The sequence below is a fragment of the Clostridium cuniculi genome (genome assembly GCF_004353185.1).
GTDB lineage: Bacteria > Bacillota > Clostridia > Clostridiales > Clostridiaceae > Clostridium > Clostridium cuniculi.
Map to the genome: position 1 here is coordinate 1 of NZ_SMUS01000033.1, position 17,075 is coordinate 17,075.

At 27.4% G+C, this 17,075-nt stretch carries 16 protein-coding genes; 5 read left to right on the plus strand and 11 right to left on the minus strand.

Annotation, left to right across the window (positions count from 1 at the left end; genetic code table 11):
* Positions 1-45: 45 nt before the first annotated feature.
* Together EJJ37_RS14895 and EJJ37_RS20920 are read left to right on the plus strand one after the other, a co-directional pair.
* On the plus strand, positions 46-588 hold the full coding sequence (locus tag EJJ37_RS14895; RefSeq protein ID WP_193553935.1) for an RIO2 family protein: 543 nt from the start codon (positions 46-48) through the stop codon (positions 586-588).
* Positions 588-962, plus strand: coding sequence for a metallophosphoesterase family protein (locus EJJ37_RS20920; RefSeq protein WP_243124901.1), 375 nt, complete (start codon positions 588-590; stop codon positions 960-962). Before EJJ37_RS14895 ends, EJJ37_RS20920 begins: the two co-directional genes overlap by 1 nt.
* 476 nt (positions 963-1,438) lie before the next feature.
* Here the strand turns inward: EJJ37_RS20920 and EJJ37_RS14905 are convergent, their stop codons facing one another.
* From EJJ37_RS14905 to EJJ37_RS14925, 5 genes are all read right to left on the minus strand, one after another.
* Positions 1,439-2,887, minus strand: coding sequence for an NCS1 family nucleobase:cation symporter-1 (locus EJJ37_RS14905; protein ID WP_133016318.1), 1,449 nt, complete (start codon positions 2,885-2,887; stop codon positions 1,439-1,441).
* Between the two features lie 57 nt (positions 2,888-2,944).
* Positions 2,945-3,754: a carbohydrate ABC transporter permease gene (locus tag EJJ37_RS14910; protein ID WP_420808545.1), complete on the minus strand. Its 810-nt coding sequence runs from the start codon at positions 3,752-3,754 to the stop codon at positions 2,945-2,947.
* Positions 3,747-4,640 carry a carbohydrate ABC transporter permease gene (locus EJJ37_RS14915; RefSeq protein ID WP_420808546.1) on the minus strand — a complete coding sequence of 298 codons (894 nt, stop codon included), beginning with the start codon at positions 4,638-4,640 and terminating at the stop codon, positions 3,747-3,749. Before EJJ37_RS14915 ends, EJJ37_RS14910 begins: the two co-directional genes overlap by 8 nt.
* Before the next feature lie 157 nt (positions 4,641-4,797).
* Complete coding sequence (locus EJJ37_RS14920) at positions 4,798-6,132, minus strand: ABC transporter substrate-binding protein (RefSeq protein ID WP_133016319.1); 1,335 nt, start codon at positions 6,130-6,132, stop codon at positions 4,798-4,800.
* 302 nt (positions 6,133-6,434) lie between these two features.
* Positions 6,435-7,322, minus strand: a complete 888-nt coding sequence (locus EJJ37_RS14925; protein WP_133016320.1) for an AraC family transcriptional regulator — start codon at positions 7,320-7,322, stop codon at positions 6,435-6,437.
* Between the two features lie 107 nt (positions 7,323-7,429).
* Here EJJ37_RS14925 and EJJ37_RS14930 point away from each other — a divergent pair, with 107 nt between their 5' ends.
* Positions 7,430-8,614: an MFS transporter gene (locus tag EJJ37_RS14930; RefSeq protein WP_133016321.1), complete on the plus strand. Its 1,185-nt coding sequence runs from the start codon at positions 7,430-7,432 to the stop codon at positions 8,612-8,614.
* Between the two features lie 172 nt (positions 8,615-8,786).
* Here the strand turns inward: EJJ37_RS14930 and EJJ37_RS14940 are convergent, their stop codons facing one another.
* The gene (locus EJJ37_RS14940) at positions 8,787-9,296 is read right to left on the minus strand and encodes a ferritin (protein ID WP_133016322.1); all 510 of its coding nucleotides are present in this window, start codon (positions 9,294-9,296) and stop codon (positions 8,787-8,789) included.
* Positions 9,297-9,564: 268 nt separating this feature from the next.
* On the opposite strand from EJJ37_RS14940, the gene EJJ37_RS14945 reads away from it, so the two are divergent.
* Complete coding sequence (locus EJJ37_RS14945; protein ID WP_133016361.1) at positions 9,565-10,323, plus strand: ABC transporter ATP-binding protein; 759 nt, start codon at positions 9,565-9,567, stop codon at positions 10,321-10,323.
* Positions 10,324-10,327: 4 nt separating this feature from the next.
* Positions 10,328-11,977 (plus strand): ABC transporter permease, encoded by a 1,650-nt coding sequence (locus EJJ37_RS14950; protein WP_133016323.1) that lies wholly within the window; start codon positions 10,328-10,330, stop codon positions 11,975-11,977.
* A 154-nt stretch (positions 11,978-12,131) separates the two neighbouring features.
* Here EJJ37_RS14950 and EJJ37_RS14955 read toward each other — a convergent pair whose 3' ends face one another.
* The 5 genes from EJJ37_RS14955 to EJJ37_RS14975 all read right to left on the minus strand — a co-directional run bounded on the left by EJJ37_RS14955 (position 12,132) and on the right by EJJ37_RS14975 (position 17,059).
* Positions 12,132-12,587 (minus strand): 2'-5' RNA ligase family protein, encoded by a 456-nt coding sequence (locus EJJ37_RS14955; RefSeq protein ID WP_133016324.1) that lies wholly within the window; start codon positions 12,585-12,587, stop codon positions 12,132-12,134.
* Between the two features lie 207 nt (positions 12,588-12,794).
* Positions 12,795-14,084 carry a uracil permease gene (gene uraA, locus EJJ37_RS14960; RefSeq protein WP_133016325.1) on the minus strand — a complete coding sequence of 430 codons (1,290 nt, stop codon included), beginning with the start codon at positions 14,082-14,084 and terminating at the stop codon, positions 12,795-12,797.
* A 231-nt stretch (positions 14,085-14,315) separates the two neighbouring features.
* Positions 14,316-15,197: an ROK family protein gene (locus tag EJJ37_RS14965; protein ID WP_133016326.1), complete on the minus strand. Its 882-nt coding sequence runs from the start codon at positions 15,195-15,197 to the stop codon at positions 14,316-14,318.
* Between the two features lie 87 nt (positions 15,198-15,284).
* The gene (locus EJJ37_RS14970; protein ID WP_133016327.1) at positions 15,285-16,199 is read right to left on the minus strand and encodes a dihydrodipicolinate synthase family protein; all 915 of its coding nucleotides are present in this window, start codon (positions 16,197-16,199) and stop codon (positions 15,285-15,287) included.
* Positions 16,200-16,228: 29 nt separating this feature from the next.
* The gene (locus tag EJJ37_RS14975) at positions 16,229-17,059 is read right to left on the minus strand and encodes a carbohydrate ABC transporter permease (protein WP_133016328.1); all 831 of its coding nucleotides are present in this window, start codon (positions 17,057-17,059) and stop codon (positions 16,229-16,231) included.
* Positions 17,060-17,075: the final 16 nt, after the last annotated feature.

Genomic DNA, 17,075 nt, shown 5'->3' on the forward strand with positions numbered 1-17,075 from the left:
TATTTATACATATATTATTGTAGTATTACGTTTTAATGGTGTTAAATGAAACTATATGGTGATATAAATATAAATGACTTACAACTATTAGGTAAAGGTACACAAGGAAAAGTATACAAAATAGATGAAAAAACATGTATTAAAGTTTTTAAAAGAAAAAATTATTGTGAAAATGAAGTATTTACTCTACTTATATCACAAAATGATAGTCATTTTCCTAGACTATATAGCTATGGAGATAATTATATTATAAGAGAATTAATAAATGGTATTGAATTAGATAGATATCTACTTAATAATTCACTTACACCTATATTATCTAATAAGATATTAGAATTATATGATTCTATGTATAGAATTGGATTTTCAAGATTAGATACAGCATTATTTCATATTTTTATAACTGATAATGACGAGATAAAACTTATAGACACAGCTAGAGCAATGAGTAAAAATGTAGTATACCCAACTTTAATTATTAATGGTCTAAATGATTTAGGATATAAAAATCAATTTTTAAACTATGTTAAAATTGTAAGACCTGATATTTTTAAAAAGTGGATTAATAATTTAAATAAGGAGAAATAATGAGATTTATTGTTTTTGGGGATTCAAAAGGTAAAGAAGATGGTATAAATAAAAAAATATTGCATTCATTGTTAAAGGAAAGCCGTAAGCTAATTCCTTCTGCTGATTTTATTGTTATATTAGGTGACTCTATAGCTGGTAGTACTGATTCTAATACTTTCTTAACTCAAGTTAATAATTTTAGAAATATAGTATCTAGTTATTATGAAAACACTCCCCTACTCCCTATAATAGTCAATCATGAAGAAAATGCTTGTTCAGAAAATAATAAAAGAAAATTAGTTTTGTCCATTCACCAGCTTTTCCTACAGGTGCTCACTTTGGCCATTGCCTTGATTTATACCCTGAATGTAGAAATTCTTTTTGGTCAATAGTTGACAAGTATGAAGTTAAAGTAGTCTTCTCATCTCATGAACATAATTATTCTCGTCGTATTATTTCTGGTAAAAATAATATTAATCAAATTATTTCTGGTGGTGGTGAAAAACTTAAAAGTAAGTATCATAGTAAAAATGGAGTTATTATACCTCCTATTGCTATACATCATTTTGTTGTAGTAGATTTGAATCCTAAATCTATTAAAATATCTGCCATTGATATAAAAAGGAAATTATTAGCTAAATTCATAATATAGAGACTTTAGTAATATAAAATCTTATTTAATTAATTTCTTCCTTTTCCCGTACTCATATTTCATAATTAACTTAAAATCGATATTTTAAAAAATTTTTCAATTTTTAAAATAAAGTAGCTAGAAAATTAAATTTTCTAGCTACTTTTATATCATTACTAGCGAACCAATTCTATTGCTACATCTTTATAAGCCCCTTCCCCTATGCATTCATCATTTTTATTTTCTTTTTAAATTAACTGCACAATATAAAGAAAATGCTACAATACAGCCAATTAAATATGAGCTATCATAAATCCATGCTAATCCACTAATGTATTTACAAATTAAAATAGCTAAAGATGTACAAATTAAGATACTTATAGCACGAATATTCCATCCATTATGGTAGTAATAATCTCCTTTATCTTGTATATAAAGATCCGCTACTTTTAATTTAGTTCTATATTGAACCCAATATGAGGCCATACATATACCTGTTATAGGCCCTAATAAAACAGCTAATGTTCCATTTATAAGATATACATAGCTATTCGGATTAGCTACAAGTTTCCATGGCATAAATACTAGCCCAATAAAACCTACAACAATTATTGCATTTTTATATTTTATATATTTACTAAATATAGTTGAAAAAATTACTCCAGCAGATGCAAGATTACAAGCAACATTAGTTGTTAAAGTTGCTAGTATTATAAATATTGAAAAAACAATAACAATAATTGGATTTGTAAATTGTGCTACTAATATGCTAGGATCCCAAAAAGCTTCACCAAAAGCAGCTTCTGACCCTGCTGTTCCACAAATACCTACAAATACTATAAATGCAGTCATAATAGGTGCTCCTATTAACTGTCCAATAGCTTGTGATTTTTGACTTTTTGCATGTCTAGTAAAATCTGAAAAATTTAATGCTATAGTTGAATCAAATGCTATCATAGCTGTTAATGATGGAAAGAATAACTTCCAAAACTCAGAAGTACTGCTTCCTGCAACCTCAGTGCTAAATATTCCGCTAAAACCTCCACAAACATATAAAGCCCATATAATAACTACTGCACTTAATATAATTAGTACTGGTGCTGAAAAATCTTCTAAATATTTAATAGCTTTTGAACCATGATATCCAATGTAAATATTAAATATCATAAAAATAACAAAACTTATAATTCCATGTATAGATAAATTACTCCACACTGGTACTATTACTCCAATAATTGAATCTAATGCAACTCCTCCTACCCAACTTTGAATTCCAAACCATAGACAACCCATGAATGCTCTTATTAAAGTAGGTATAGATGTTCCCTTCGGGCCAAATACCATTTTCGATAGTACAGGAAAACTAGCTCCATACTTTGTCCCAAAATGTCCTAATAGTATAGATGGAATCAACACTAATGTATGTCCAAAAACACAAACAAATAGTGCTTCATACCATGTCATTCCGATTGATAATAAGCTACTTGCCATCATATATACTGGAATTGATACTAAAATTCCAGTCCATAAATTTATATAATTTTTAGTAGACCAATCTCTTTCATTTTTAGGTATTGGTCTAGTATCATCTGTTAACATATTCTTAGATTGTTTTATTTTATTAATATCATTAGCATTTAATTCAACAAATTCAGTTTTGCTTCCAAAACTATTCTTTATATTCATTATACTCCTCCCCCTTAACCTAAATTATCAGAAAACTTTTTCTGATATTATAAATTTTTATTTAATTGCTCCTGTAATACCTTCTGCAAAATATTTTTGTAATACAAAGAAAATTATTATTGTTGGAATTGTACAAAGTAATACTCCCAGCATTAACATTCCATAGTCAGTAACATATCCTTCTGTAAGATTAGCTACTAACATTGGCATTGTAATACTATTTTTGTTAGTCATAATAACTTTAGGCCATAAATAACTATTCCATGCATTCATAAATGTAATTGTAAATGCTGCTGCATATGTTGATTTCATAGTAGGAAGAAACATTTTAAAAAATATTTGAATCTCATTTAATCCATCTAATCTAGCAGCCTCAATTATATCATGGGGAAATGAACGTGAACTTTGCCTAAATAACATAATTAAAAACGGTGTTGATATAGTAGGTAAAATAAAACCTAACGTAGAATTTAGTAATTTTGCTTTAGAAAACATTTGAAATAAAGGAATCATAATTGCAGCAAATGGAACCATCATTGCTAATAAGATTATACTCATAACTATATCTTTACCTTTATCATGATAAATTTCAAAACCATATCCAGCTAATGAGCATACTAATAAAGATAAAAATGTAAGGATTAGTGCATATTTGAATGAATTTATCATTGCAGAACTAACATCCTGAGATGCCAACAAATTTTTAAAATTTTCAAAAAAAGCACTGCCAGGTAATAATTTTCCTCTTGTAATATCTACACTTTTATTTGTTGATGCATTTATCATCCAGTACAATGGGAATACTGAAATTATTGACATTATTATTAAGAAAAAATATTGAAAAAACTTTTTAGTTTTACTAATCACGTTTATCACCTACTTTCATTTGGAAAAATGCTAATATTGCTACTAATATTAATATTAAATATGCCATTGCAGCTGAATATCCAAAATTAGGAACATATTTAAATGAAACATTATAGATATAATGGGACATTGTTATTGTGGCATTAGCAGGCCCTCCACCTGTCAAATTAACTGATTCATCAAATAACTGAAGAGTACCATTAGTAGACATAATTGCCGTAAGAAGTATAACTGGTTTAAGTAATGGAACTGTTATTTTCCAAAAAGATTGGAAAGGTGATGCCCCGTCTATTTTAGCAGCTTCGTAGACATTATAATCAATATTTTGTAATCCGGCTAAATAAAATACCATATTATAACCAGTCCATCTCCATATTAGTGCAATAATAATTATCGCACGTGCACTAGTAGGATTTGTCAAAAAATTATATCCAGTTTCTAAAATTCCAAACTTTATTAGAACTTGATTAACAAATCCATCTACAGCAAATAATGAACGAAAAATGATAGCATAAGAAACTAAAGATGTAGCACAAGGTAAAAATATTGCGGTTCTAAACAAGCCCTTAAATTTAAGATTTTTATTATTTAACATAGAAGCTAATATTAAAGCTAATATAAGCATAATAGGAACTTGTATAATCAAGTATATAAAATTATTACCTAAAGCTTGAATAAAAATTTTATCTTTAAACATTCTAGCATAATTGCTCAATCCAACCCATTTAATACTACTTCCTACTCCTGATTGAAAAGATAAAATTAAAGCTTTTATCATTGGATAAAAACTCATTATTACAATTAAAATTACTGCTGGAGTTAAAAATGCCCATCCAATTAAATTTTGTTTTTTACTAAGTTTAATTTTTTTTGATTTACTTATCAATATTCATTTCCCTCCCTTTTCACTTTGTAATTGCTATGTAGAAATAATACTTTATAATTTGGCTACATGAATATATTACCAATATTTTCATATAGCCACTTTAATTTTTATAATAAAAGTACTATTAATAACTACATATTTTTAATCTTTGTATATATTATTCTCCCATTGCAAATTTAACTGTATCTTCTGCATTGGCTAACTCTGAATCAATATCTGCACCAGATACAACATTAGTTATAGCCGTTGCAACAGCATCACGAGCTTCATAGTAATAAACCCCAGTATTATTGCTTGGAGTTTTAGCTGCAAAATCTAGAATAGTTGAATATATTTTTTGATTATTAAAGAAAGGCTGCTCTTCATCATAAACAGCAGAATCACCTGCTGGTAGATATGTTGCCATAGCTCCTGAACTTGGTAAAATAGTTTCATAGAAATCAACACTTCCAGCAAATGTTTTTGATAAGAAATCAACAGCTAAATCTATATTTTTGCAGTTTGATGTAATTGCCCAACTTGATCCACCATTATTAGAATAATTTGTTGCATCAGAAGTGCTTTCTAATTTAGGCATATTTGTAATTTCCCATAAAGAAGATTGATCTTCAGCTGTTTGAATAGATGCTAAAATCCAACAACCATTAATTGTACTTGCAACAGTATTATTAGTTAATGTTCCTATATATTGATCCCAATCATTAACTTGAATAAGTACACCACTATCAATTAAATCTCTATAAGTAGTAACAACTTCCTTTAAAACTTCATTATTCTTAATATTAGGTTGTCCATCTTCATTAAATAAACTTGCACCTGCAGATTGAAGCATCATCATAATTAAATCTGACTCCCCTGCTTGCATTGATAATAAAGGTTTTCCTGTCTTTTCTAAAACAACTTTACCTTTTTCAATATATTCTGACCAAGTGATATCAGTAAAATCATCAATAGTAAATCCAGCCTCTTCCAAAATATCAGTTCTCATGCAATTTACTACAGTTCCATTATCAAATGGTACACCATAATTTTTGTCATCAATTACTGAATAAGCTACTTTTGAATCACTGAAATCGTTATAATTTATGTTATAGTTAGTTAAATCAACAAATGCATCTGGATAAACCATAACATTTTTTTGAAAAGCATTGTCTTGCATTAACAATATATCTGGTAAAGTACTCAAATCACCTGATGTAGCTGCTGTAGTTAACTTCGTTTGAACATCTGCCCAAGGTGTTTCTACTATATTTAATACGAAATCTGGATTTTCTTTTTGATATTCCTTTTCAGCCTCTTCCATTGCGTAAATATTAAATGCTGGGTCCCAACACCAAACTGTAAGCTTATTACTATTGGAATCTGATGAAGTATTTTCTGTATTTGTAGATGTAGTATCTTTTGAATCTTCTGTAGTAGAACTACTACCACAAGATATAAGTGTGAAACTCATTATTGTTGAAAGAATAATTGATAATAATTTTTTTTTCATAAAAGACCTCCTAAAATAACTTATTAGCCTGCGTAATAAAAAATTATACAGACTAACATCTTCGGTATACGTTTTCAAAACTGTTTTGATTTTTCCTTAAAGGTAATTACCATAAATATAAACTTATTTATAATTACGTTTTTTCTAACATTAATATTCCAAAAAAATTATAAATTTACAATAAATATAGATAAATTATTTAAATTATTTAAATTATATACTATACATCATAGTAAGTTAAGAACATATAAATAAAATCCAAGTAGTAACAGTATTTTTTACTCTACTTGGATTTCTAATTACTATTTCTCTCTGTATTTTGATGGCGTACAACCATATATATTACGGAATGTTTTTGCAAAATAACTCATATCTTGAAAACCACAAATTATACCAATATCTACTATTTTCATATCTGTATTTGTCAATAACTCAGCAGCTTTTTTAATACGAAAAGATTTTAAATATTGTATCGGTGTAGTTCCAATAGTACTATGAAAACAACGAAGGCATTCACTTACACTTAAAGATACACTTTCAGCAATTTCATTAATAGTAATATTATCTGAATAGTGTTCTTCAATATATTGAAGCATATTTTTCATACGATGACTGTCTCGTAACTTCTTTGTTGAAGTATTTGATTCTATACAATCTAAATGTTTAGACATAAGATAAATGATTTTTGATAAAACATTACGAACTTCAAATTCATGTCCCTCCTCTTCATTAACACAAAGAAACCATGCTTCATCAATACTAGATAGTAAATCTTTTTGCCATTGTATTGAACAATCTAAAAACAATCCTTTAAAAGAAATATTATTTAAAATTGGATTTAAATATTTTGTCCAAAATATACTATTAGGACTACCACCAACTAAACGAGGATGAAATACAATAGAATGAAATCTACAGGTAGGACTTTCATAAATCCAACCACCATGAAGAACTCCTGTATTAATAAAAAAACCATTTCCTTCATTTACAATATATTTTTCACCATCTACTGCAATAATGGCACTACCTTCTGAAACAACAATCAATTCTAATTCTTCATGCCAATGCCAATCAACAGATTCTCTCTGTAAATCATCATGGTAACATGCTATAGGAAAGCTAGTAATTCCATGTTCAATTAATTCAAGACCTGTTTTATCTATTTTTGATATACATTCTGATAACGCCATAACTACTCCTTTTTGAAGATATTATCATATAAAAATGACTATTTTGTTTTAACAATTTTATTTTTTTGATGATATAATCATATCAAGATATAAAGGGGGAAGGCAATATGTTTAGTTTATTATTAGCAGTCATATATTTAGCTTTTATTAGTCTAGGACTGCCAGATTCATTATTAGGCTCTGTTTGGCCTACAATCTATCAGGAATTTAATGTACCTGTATCTTATGCAGGTGCAATTTTTATGATTATTTCTGCTGGTACAATTTTTTCTAGTTTACAAAGTGATCGTCTTACAAAATCATTAGGCACAGGTAAAGTTACAGCATTTAGTGTTCTAATGACAGCAGTAGCCTTGTTTGGCTTTTCCATAAGTCATTCTTATTGGATGTTAGTTTTATGGGCAATACCTTATGGACTTGGTGCAGGTAGTGTTGATGCTTCCTTAAATAATTATGTAGCACTCCATTATAAGAGTCATCATATGAGTTGGCTTCATTGCATGTGGGGTGTTGGTGCTAGTATAGGTCCATATATTATGAGTTTCGCATTAGTTAATGGACAAACTTGGAATATGGGATATCGTTATATATCTCTAATTCAAGTTGCTCTAACTATCATAATTATGTTAAGTTTGCCTCTTTGGAAAAAACGTCCTGTTATAAGTGATATACAAGAAGCTGAAAATGGAAAAGATAAAGTACTTACATTGAAAGAGATATTTAATATTCCTGGAGCTAAACAATTAATGCTTATGTTTTTCTGTTACTGTGCATTAGAACAAACAGCTGGGTTATGGGCTAGTAGTTACTTGGTATTACAACATGGATTTGATTTAGAAGTAGCAACAAGTTATGGAAGTCTATTTTTTATAGGTATTACAGTAGGACGAGCTATTAGTGGATTTATTACAATGAAGCTCAATGATAAACAAATGATTTATTTAGGACAAGGTTTAATTTTAATTGGTATTATACTTATGTGTTTACCACTTGGGCATCAAGTAGCTTTAATAGGCTTAGTTACTATTGGGCTTGGTTGCGCTCCAATATACCCATGCATTATTCATTCTACACCTAGCAATTTTGGAAAAGATAAGTCACAAGCAATTATAGGTGTACAAATGGCAAGTGCCTATGTTGGAAATTTATTAATGCCACCACTATTTGGTATTATTGCAAATCATATAAGTGCAATAGTTTTCCCAATATATTTACTATTAATTTTGATAGTTATGGTGGTAATGCATATTAAATTAAATAAAAGTGTATCGGAAAATATCTTAATAAATTAAAAAAAGATATACCTGGAGATGGATATTATGAAAGTTGCATAATTGGAATTGAAGGAAATCAAATTGAAATAACAATATAATTTAATTAAAAAAGTGCTAGATATATTAAAATATAAATACCTAGCACTTTTTATCTAATTATTATCTTATAGCATTTAATATAATACAGAAACTATACAGTTTGTGGAGATACATATTGTCTTTTTTGCAGTTCATCATCAAGTAAATACAATGCTGCTTGGTTATCTCCAACTCTTCTTACTTTTTTAAGTAAAGCATTAAAGTTATTTTCTTCTTCTACTTGTTCATCAATAAACCACTTAAGTAAACTAATTGTAGAATGTTCCCTCTCTTCATAAGCTATATCTGTTAATAAATATATTTTCTTTGTAACTAATTGCTCATGCTCATATCCCTTTTGGAACACATCAATGATTCCATCATATTCTATTTGTGGCTTATTTACTTGTTCTAATTCAATTGATCCATTTTTTTGATATACATAATCATATAATTTCATAGCATGATCTAATTCTTCTTTAGCTTGAACTCTAAAGAAATTAGCAAATCCACTTAAATCAATAGATTCACAATATCCAGCCATTGCAAGATATGTATAAGAAGAATAAAATTCAAAGTTAACTTGTTCATTAAGAGCTTTTAATAATTTTTCACTAAGCATTTCCTTAACTCCTCCTATATTAATATATAATTATATAATATATTAAATATTATGTTAATGGCAATAATTTGTTATTAATTTCATCAAAAATTTCCACTAATTGAATTTAATATTTTTAATTATTTACAAGAAATTTAGAATTAAATTAAGCTATTCTTTACTAAATAAATTTGTTAATTAATATTATTTTTATAATATTAATGGTAAAATATAAATAAATAGTAAATTATTGAGGTATATTATATTGAATGAAAATTATATATTAGAAATGAAAAATTTAAAGAAAAATTATGGTAGTAATGAAGTTCTTAAAGGTATAAACCTTAAGGTAAAAAAAGGCGAAATTATTGGATATATAGGTGCAAATGGTGCTGGCAAAAGTACTACTGTAAAAATTATATTAGGTCTAATTGAAGATTATGAAGGCGATGTAATATTATTTGGTGAAAATATAAAGGATGGAGATGGAGAATATAAAAAAAGAATAGGCTATGTCCCTGAAATTGCAGATCTTTATGAAAGCTTAACAGCTATGGAATATTTAACTTTCATTGGTCAGTTATATGGGGTAGAGGTAAATTCTCTTGAAAAAAGAGCAAAATCACTTATGGAGTTATTAGGAATATCACAATGTATTAATACAAGAATATCAGCTTGTTCTAAAGGTATGAAACAAAAGATACTCCTTATATCTAGCTTAATTCACAATCCTGATATTTTATTTTTGGACGAGCCTTTAAGTGGATTAGATGCAAATACAGTTATGATAGTTAAAGAGCTTATGTCATCTCTTGTAGCACAAGGGAAAACGATCTTTTACTCATCTCACATCATGGACGTAGTTGAGAAACTAAGTAATCGAATTGTACTTCTTAATAAGGGATCTATAGTTGCAGATGGTACCTTTGAAGAATTACAAAAAAGTAGTGATGAAGGAACTTTAGAAGAAATATTTAATCAATTAACAGGATTTAATAACCATAAAGAAATAGCTAATAAAATTACATCTTTAATTAGTGAGGTGTAGTTTTATGAATGAACATATATTTTTAAGAATATTAGATAAAATAAAATTACTATATATATCTATGGGTGTAGATTATGAAAAAATGAGGTTAATTTTGAAATATAAATTAACTATGGATAGTAGAAGAACTTCAACTTTAGTAAATGGAAATATTAATGAAGGAAAAGAAAAAAACTACTTTCTTATATCATTAATTATGTATGCTTTCATGGGACTGTTTATTGGACTAATAACTTTTATACCAATAAATAAAATGTATGTATATACAATAATTTTGGCTTTGTTTATGTTTTTAGTCTTAACTGTTTTTATTGCAGATTTTTCTACTGTATTACTTGATGTAAGAGATAGCAATTTAATTAAAATTACTGGGGTTAATAATAAAACATTAAATGCAGCAAAAATAACACATATTGTATATTATGTACTTATGATTTCAGTGGCTTTAGGATGGCTTGCTATAATAGGTGCTTTCGTTAATGGAATAGCAATAGGAATATTATTCTTATTAGATATTATAATAATTGATATATTTATGATAGTTATTACAGCCTTAGTATATTATTTTATACTTAAACACTTCAATGGAGAAAAGGTAAAAGACATCATAAATTTCGTACAAATAATATTAACGTCAACCATGGTTATAGGATATCAACTTATTCCAAGAATATTTGAATTTACTGATTTAAATATTTCATATACAGAAAAACTTTGGAACTTATTAGTTCCTCCAATGTGGTTTGCAGCCCCAATATATGCTTTAGATCAAGGTCAATTAACAAGTATATCATTATCATTGTTAGCTTTTTCTATATTTATACCATTAATTGCAATAGTAACTTATGTAAAGAAGAGTAAGCAATTTGAAAATTATCTATCAAAACTAAACGCCAATGATGGAAAAGAAAATAAAAAGAAAAAAGGATTGCTATATAAACTAGGATATATATTTTGTAAGAATAATGAAGAAAAAGCTATTTATAGCTTTAGTAGTTCACTAATAAAAAATGAAAGAGATTTTAAACTAAAATTATATCCCAATTTAGGATTTTCTCTTATTATGCCTTTCTTATTTATGTTCATAATTAATGATAGTCATAATATAGGAAGTTTCTCAGAGTGGAAAAATAGTATAGCAAACTCAAACTCTTATTTATATATTTACTTTTTTATTTTAATGTTTGGCAATACATTATCGCTTCTCCAATTTTCTAGTGATTATAAAGCTTCATGGTTATATATAAGTACACCTATTAAAAATAAATCTATAATATATAAAGGATGCTATAAAGCTGTTTTTATAAATTTATTATTACCACTATTTATGGTTCAATCAATAGCTTTTATATGGTTATTTGGTTTAAAAGTAATACCACATCTAATAGTTATACTTGCTTTTGCAACCTTAGTTATTCCAGTAGAACACTTTATTAGTAATTTTAAATTACCATTTAGTGTACAAGCAAATGTAGTAGATTCATCACAAAATCTTATTGTTTTCTTTATATCTTTTTGCATAGTTGGTTTAGGTGCATTAATACACTTTTTATTAAGTAAAAATACTTTTGCAATAGTAATATATAGTTTAATTTTAATTGTTTTGAATTTAGTTATTTGGAATAAGGCTATAATAGTTAAAGATAAAATATAGTTTAAGTATATACAAAATAGAAGTGAAGTTTCTTTCTTAATGAGGCTTCACTTCTTATATTTTATATTAAACAAAAGACATCAGAATTATCAAAATTTATTTAATAACCATTAATAACTATATATCATATTTAAATTTTAATTTACAGAAACTCTCATTTACTCTTTAATAGAAATTCCTTATGTAGCTTCCAAGTATTATCTTCCCATTTATAAATACAAATATTATCAAAGCTACAATTAAAATAACATGGTATTTTATTTACATATTCCCAAAGAGAATTAAAAATCTTCTGTATTCTTTTTGATGATAAAGTAACATGAAAAATTTTATCTTTCCCATCAGTTTCACTAAAATCTATATATGGTAACTTATTAAGTTCTTCTATCAATTTATCATGTATCTCTTTGGCTTTACTAGACATTATAACCTTCATATATATAACTCTATCATCAAAATGATCATATCCATCAATTATATAATTTGTAGAACTTTCATTACTACAAATATTTTTAATAACGTTTTCTAAATCACTAATATTACCATCATACTCAAAAGGTGATTTAATAGTAAAATGTGCTGGTAATTTAGATGATTTAGCTTTAATCATTTAATAAGAACTTTCTTAAAGTTCTTATTAGTATTTTCTTCTTATTTTTTACTTATATCTTTTAATAAAATATCTTGCTCTACCTAAGAAAATTAAAAAAGAGATATAATTCAACATTAGTATACCTATTAAAGTTAGATATACATAATTACAGTTAAATTATATCTCTCAATTTATATTAAATTTCTATTTCCTAAATATAACTATTTAAGCTTCTTCATTCATAATTCCAAGTTTATCAAAGATTATAAATGCTAAATTTAAAACAATTCCAACTACAGTTGCTAATCCCATTCCTGTTAACTCTATAACACCTATACTTAATTTTATACCACTTAATCCTACCATAAATATAACTGATGTAAGTATTAAATTTCTTGATTTTGAAAAGTCTACTTTGGCTTCTATAAAAGTTCTAAGCCCTGATGTTGCAATAGTTCCAAATAATAATAAGCTCACACCACCTATTACTGGAGTTGGTATTGTACTTATTATAGCTGAAAGCTTACCTGAAAATCCTAATATCATTGAAAATATTCCAGCACCACATATTACATATACACTATATACTTTTGTTAGTGCCATAACACCTATATTTTCACCATAAGTAGTTGTTGGTACTGAACCAAACATACCAGAAATCATAGTTGATAATCCATCTCCTAAAAGTGATCTATGAAGTCCTGGATCTTTTGATAAATCTCTACCTACTATACTACTAGTAACTTTTAAATGTCCTATATGTTCAGCTATTACTACAAATGTAGCTGGAAGTATAGTTAATATAGCTGTAATATCAAACTTAGCTATTTTTATTTGTGGTACTGTAAAAAATGATGCACTTCCTATAGCCCCAAAATCAACAAGCCCCATAAAGCAAGCTGTTATATATCCAACAACAACTCCTATTAAAATAGGTATTACTTTTAAAAATCCTCTTAATAATACACTACTTAATATAACTGATATAAGAGTAACCATTGATACTATAACCCAAGTTTTATTAAGCTCTGGTGAATTTGATCCTCCCACAGGAAAACCTGCCATATCAGCTGCTGTAGTTGCAAGTTCTAACCCTATAATAGTAACTATTGCTCCCATTGCTGCAGGTGGGAATAATTTATTAATCCAGCCTGTCCCTGTATAACCTACAATAATTGCTACTATTGAAAACACAAGTCCTGAAGCTACAAATCCTCCTTGTACAGTTTGAAAGTTATATCCTTCACTAAACAATAAAAATGTTGGGGTTAAAAAAGCAAAACTAGATCCCAAATATGATGGTATACCTTTCTTTGTAATAAATGCATAAAGCAAAGTACCTATTCCGTTAAAAAATAACACTGTTGTTGGGTCAATATTAAATAAAATAGGAACCAAAACAGATGATCCAAACATTGCAAATAAATGTTGTATACTTAATGGAATTGCTCTCTTCATTGGTACTTTCTCATTAACATCTACCATTAATACTTCATTTTCTGATATCTTTTCCATATTCCATTCTCCTTCTTAGTTTCTCTGAACTAAATTTAAAGTATTTTTTATACAATATATCATCTTTTATACCAAAATACAACATTTTTCTCTTAATTTATTAATTCAGAATAAATAAGTTATCTTTACTAACATATACCTTAATATTTTAAAATAATTTTACAAATTATTAATAATATTGTTATATTATTTATTAAAATATAATATTATTAGCTTCAATAAAAAACCTAATTACATTCTCATTGCAAGATGAGCTATACCTAATATTCCAGCATTATTACCTACTTTTGCCCTTTCAAATTTAATATCCCTATAATTAGGCATTATAAACTTACAAATATTCTCTTTAATATATTCTACTATATATTCTTGTTCCATAATTCCTCCACCTAATACTATAAGTGATGGATTAAATATATGAACTAAATTTACTAAACCAAATATTATTTCAAGAATCCATTGATCAACTATGTTTTTAACTTTTTCATTCTCATTAATAAGATCAAAAATTAATCTACCATCTACTTCAGTTAACCCTAATTCTTTTTTTACTTTTTCAACTAATGCTGTAGTAGATGCATAAGCTTCATAACATCCATTAGCCCCACAAGTACATACTTTGCCATGTGCATGAGTAATTATATGTCCAAATTCACCAGCAGAACCGTAGCCCCCTCTGTATATTTCTCCTTTTTCTACAATAGCACCGCCAATTCCAGTACCATATGCAATACATAAAAAACTTTTATTATTTAAGCCAGCTCCATAATAAGCTTCACCTATAGCTGCTGCATTTACATCATTTTCTACAACAGTTGGTATATTAAATTTTTCTTCTATTCTTTTTTTTATTTCCATTCCTGTCCATCCTGGAATATTATCTGAAGCAAATATTATTTTACCTTTAACATGATCTACTTGCCCTGCTGTACTTATCCCTATTCTATCTATATTTTCATATTGACTAATAATATTAAAAACTCTATTTATTAATGCTTGTCCCCCTTCCTGTGCCATAGTGGGTACTTCACTTTTATCAATAATTTCTCCTTTTTCATTGATAATACCTATTTTTATAGCTGTTCCTCCAATATCTAAAGCTAAAATTCTCATTTTTAACACCTCATATATACTTAAATACCAAAACAATTTTATAAATATAAAATATAGGTATAGACTTATCTATACCTATACCTTTATTTAAAGAGTATATTTTTCTATTGCACTAATAATTTTTTCATAAAGTGCCCTTACTCTTGGCATTTCACATTCATCTACAGGCTCTAATGGAAGTCTTGTTGTACCTATGTCAATACCCCTTAATTTAATAATCTCTTTTGCAACACCATAAAGAGATGGAAATGAAAGAAGTTCCTCTATTATTTCATTAATTGTAAATTGTACCTCTTTCGCTTTTTCTATGTCATTATTTGAAAAATATTCTTCAGCTTTCAAGAAAAGTTCTGGCATCACTCCATAAGTTCCTCCTATTCCTGAATCTGCTCCCATAATTCTTCCTGATATATATTGCTCATCAGGTCCGTTGAAAACTATTAGTCTTTCTCCCCCAATAGCTTTAAACCTTTGAATGTCATAAGTACTCATACTACTATTTTTTACTCCTATAACACTTGGGCAAGATAACATTTTCTTCAATAAATTATTTGATAATGAATATCCTGTAGTTTGAGGTATATTATAAATTATAAATGGAAGGTTTGTACTATTAATTATATTTTTCCAATGTAATTCAATACTTCTTTCTGGAAGTCCATAATAAACATTAGGAACCGCTGATAAGGCATGAGCTCCTTTTTCTTCTGCATGTTTAGCAAGTTCAACACTATCTCTAGTTGCTGCTGCTCCTACATGAACAATAATAGTTAGTTCCTTTCCTACCTCATCTATTACTGCTTCAAGTAGCTTTTTTCTTTCATCTACAGTTAATAAGAATCCTTCTCCTGAACTTCCACCAACATATAAACCCTTTACTCCTTTATTAGCATAAAATCTTGCTAACTTTTTAGTAGCATCTATACTTATATTTCCATCCTCATTAAAACAAGTATAAAATGCTATAAATATTCCCTTAAAATCTTCTTTACAAAAATCCATATTTCTACACCTTCTTCTTTTTTTTATCTCTATCCTTTTACAGCTCCCATAGCTATACCTTGAGTGAAATATTTTTGGAATGCTATAAATATTATTATCATAGGCAATGATGCTAGAGTTGCACCAGCCATAATTGATCCATAATTTGTTGTAAACTCTGATTGTAATAAGGCAACTCCTAAAGGTAAAGTAACCATATCCTTACTTCTTATAAGTATAAGTTGCATAAAATAATCATTCCAAGAGCTTATAAACGTAAATATAGCAAGTGCACCAATACCTGGTTTTACAAGGGGAATTACTATGTTACAAAAAATTCTAATTTCTGAACATCCATCTATTTTTGCAGCTTCTAAAAGTTCTCCTGGAATTCCTTGTGAAAATTGTTTCATCAAAAATACTCCAAATGGCCAAGCCACAGCTGGAAGTATTAATGCTTTATAGGAGTTAATCCAATTTAATTTAGCTAGTATTGTAAATAAAGGTATTAAAACAGCTTGTTTAGGTAATGCCATAGCTATTATAAATAACCAAAATATTATTCTTCTTCCTGGGAATCTTTTTTTTGCTAATACATATCCTCCCATAGTTGATGTTAAACATACTAATAACATTGTACAAAAAGAAATGAAAAAACTATTAAATGTCCACTTTAATAATGGTGACTTAGCTAAATCTATGAAGTTTTGGAAAGTAGCAGGTTTTGGAAACCATTGAGGTGGTATTTGTATTGTAGCACTTTGATTCTTAAAAGCACCTGTTAATATCCAATAAAATGGGAAAAGAAATAAGATACTTAATATTATTATAATTGTCATAAAAATTATATCTTTAGGTGATATTTTTTTTAGCTTATTCATAGATTTTCAACTCCTT

What these genes read in the sequence shown, in the direction of transcription:
- EJJ37_RS14965 (WP_133016326.1), bottom strand. Translation starts at nt 15,197, where the DNA reads ATGAGAATTTTAGCTTTAGATATTGGAGGAACAGCTATAAAAATAGGT.
- EJJ37_RS14950 (WP_133016323.1), top strand. Translation starts at nt 10,328, where the DNA reads ATGAATGAACATATATTTTTAAGAATATTAGATAAAATAAAATTACTA.
- uraA (WP_133016325.1), bottom strand. Translation starts at nt 14,084, where the DNA reads ATGGAAAAGATATCAGAAAATGAAGTATTAATGGTAGATGTTAATGAG.
- EJJ37_RS14925 (WP_133016320.1), bottom strand. Translation starts at nt 7,322, where the DNA reads ATGGCGTTATCAGAATGTATATCAAAAATAGATAAAACAGGTCTTGAA.
- EJJ37_RS14955 (WP_133016324.1), bottom strand. Translation starts at nt 12,587, where the DNA reads ATGATTAAAGCTAAATCATCTAAATTACCAGCACATTTTACTATTAAA.
- EJJ37_RS14945 (WP_133016361.1), top strand. Translation starts at nt 9,565, where the DNA reads ATGAAAAATTTAAAGAAAAATTATGGTAGTAATGAAGTTCTTAAAGGT.
- EJJ37_RS14930 (WP_133016321.1), top strand. Translation starts at nt 7,430, where the DNA reads ATGTTTAGTTTATTATTAGCAGTCATATATTTAGCTTTTATTAGTCTA.
- EJJ37_RS14905 (WP_133016318.1), bottom strand. Translation starts at nt 2,887, where the DNA reads ATGAATATAAAGAATAGTTTTGGAAGCAAAACTGAATTTGTTGAATTA.
- EJJ37_RS20920 (WP_243124901.1), top strand. Translation starts at nt 588, where the DNA reads ATGAGATTTATTGTTTTTGGGGATTCAAAAGGTAAAGAAGATGGTATA.
- EJJ37_RS14975 (WP_133016328.1), bottom strand. Translation starts at nt 17,059, where the DNA reads ATGAATAAGCTAAAAAAAATATCACCTAAAGATATAATTTTTATGACA.
- EJJ37_RS14940 (WP_133016322.1), bottom strand. Translation starts at nt 9,296, where the DNA reads ATGCTTAGTGAAAAATTATTAAAAGCTCTTAATGAACAAGTTAACTTT.
- EJJ37_RS14920 (WP_133016319.1), bottom strand. Translation starts at nt 6,132, where the DNA reads ATGAAAAAAAAATTATTATCAATTATTCTTTCAACAATAATGAGTTTC.
- EJJ37_RS14895 (WP_193553935.1), top strand. Translation starts at nt 46, where the DNA reads ATGAAACTATATGGTGATATAAATATAAATGACTTACAACTATTAGGT.
- EJJ37_RS14970 (WP_133016327.1), bottom strand. Translation starts at nt 16,199, where the DNA reads ATGGATTTTTGTAAAGAAGATTTTAAGGGAATATTTATAGCATTTTAT.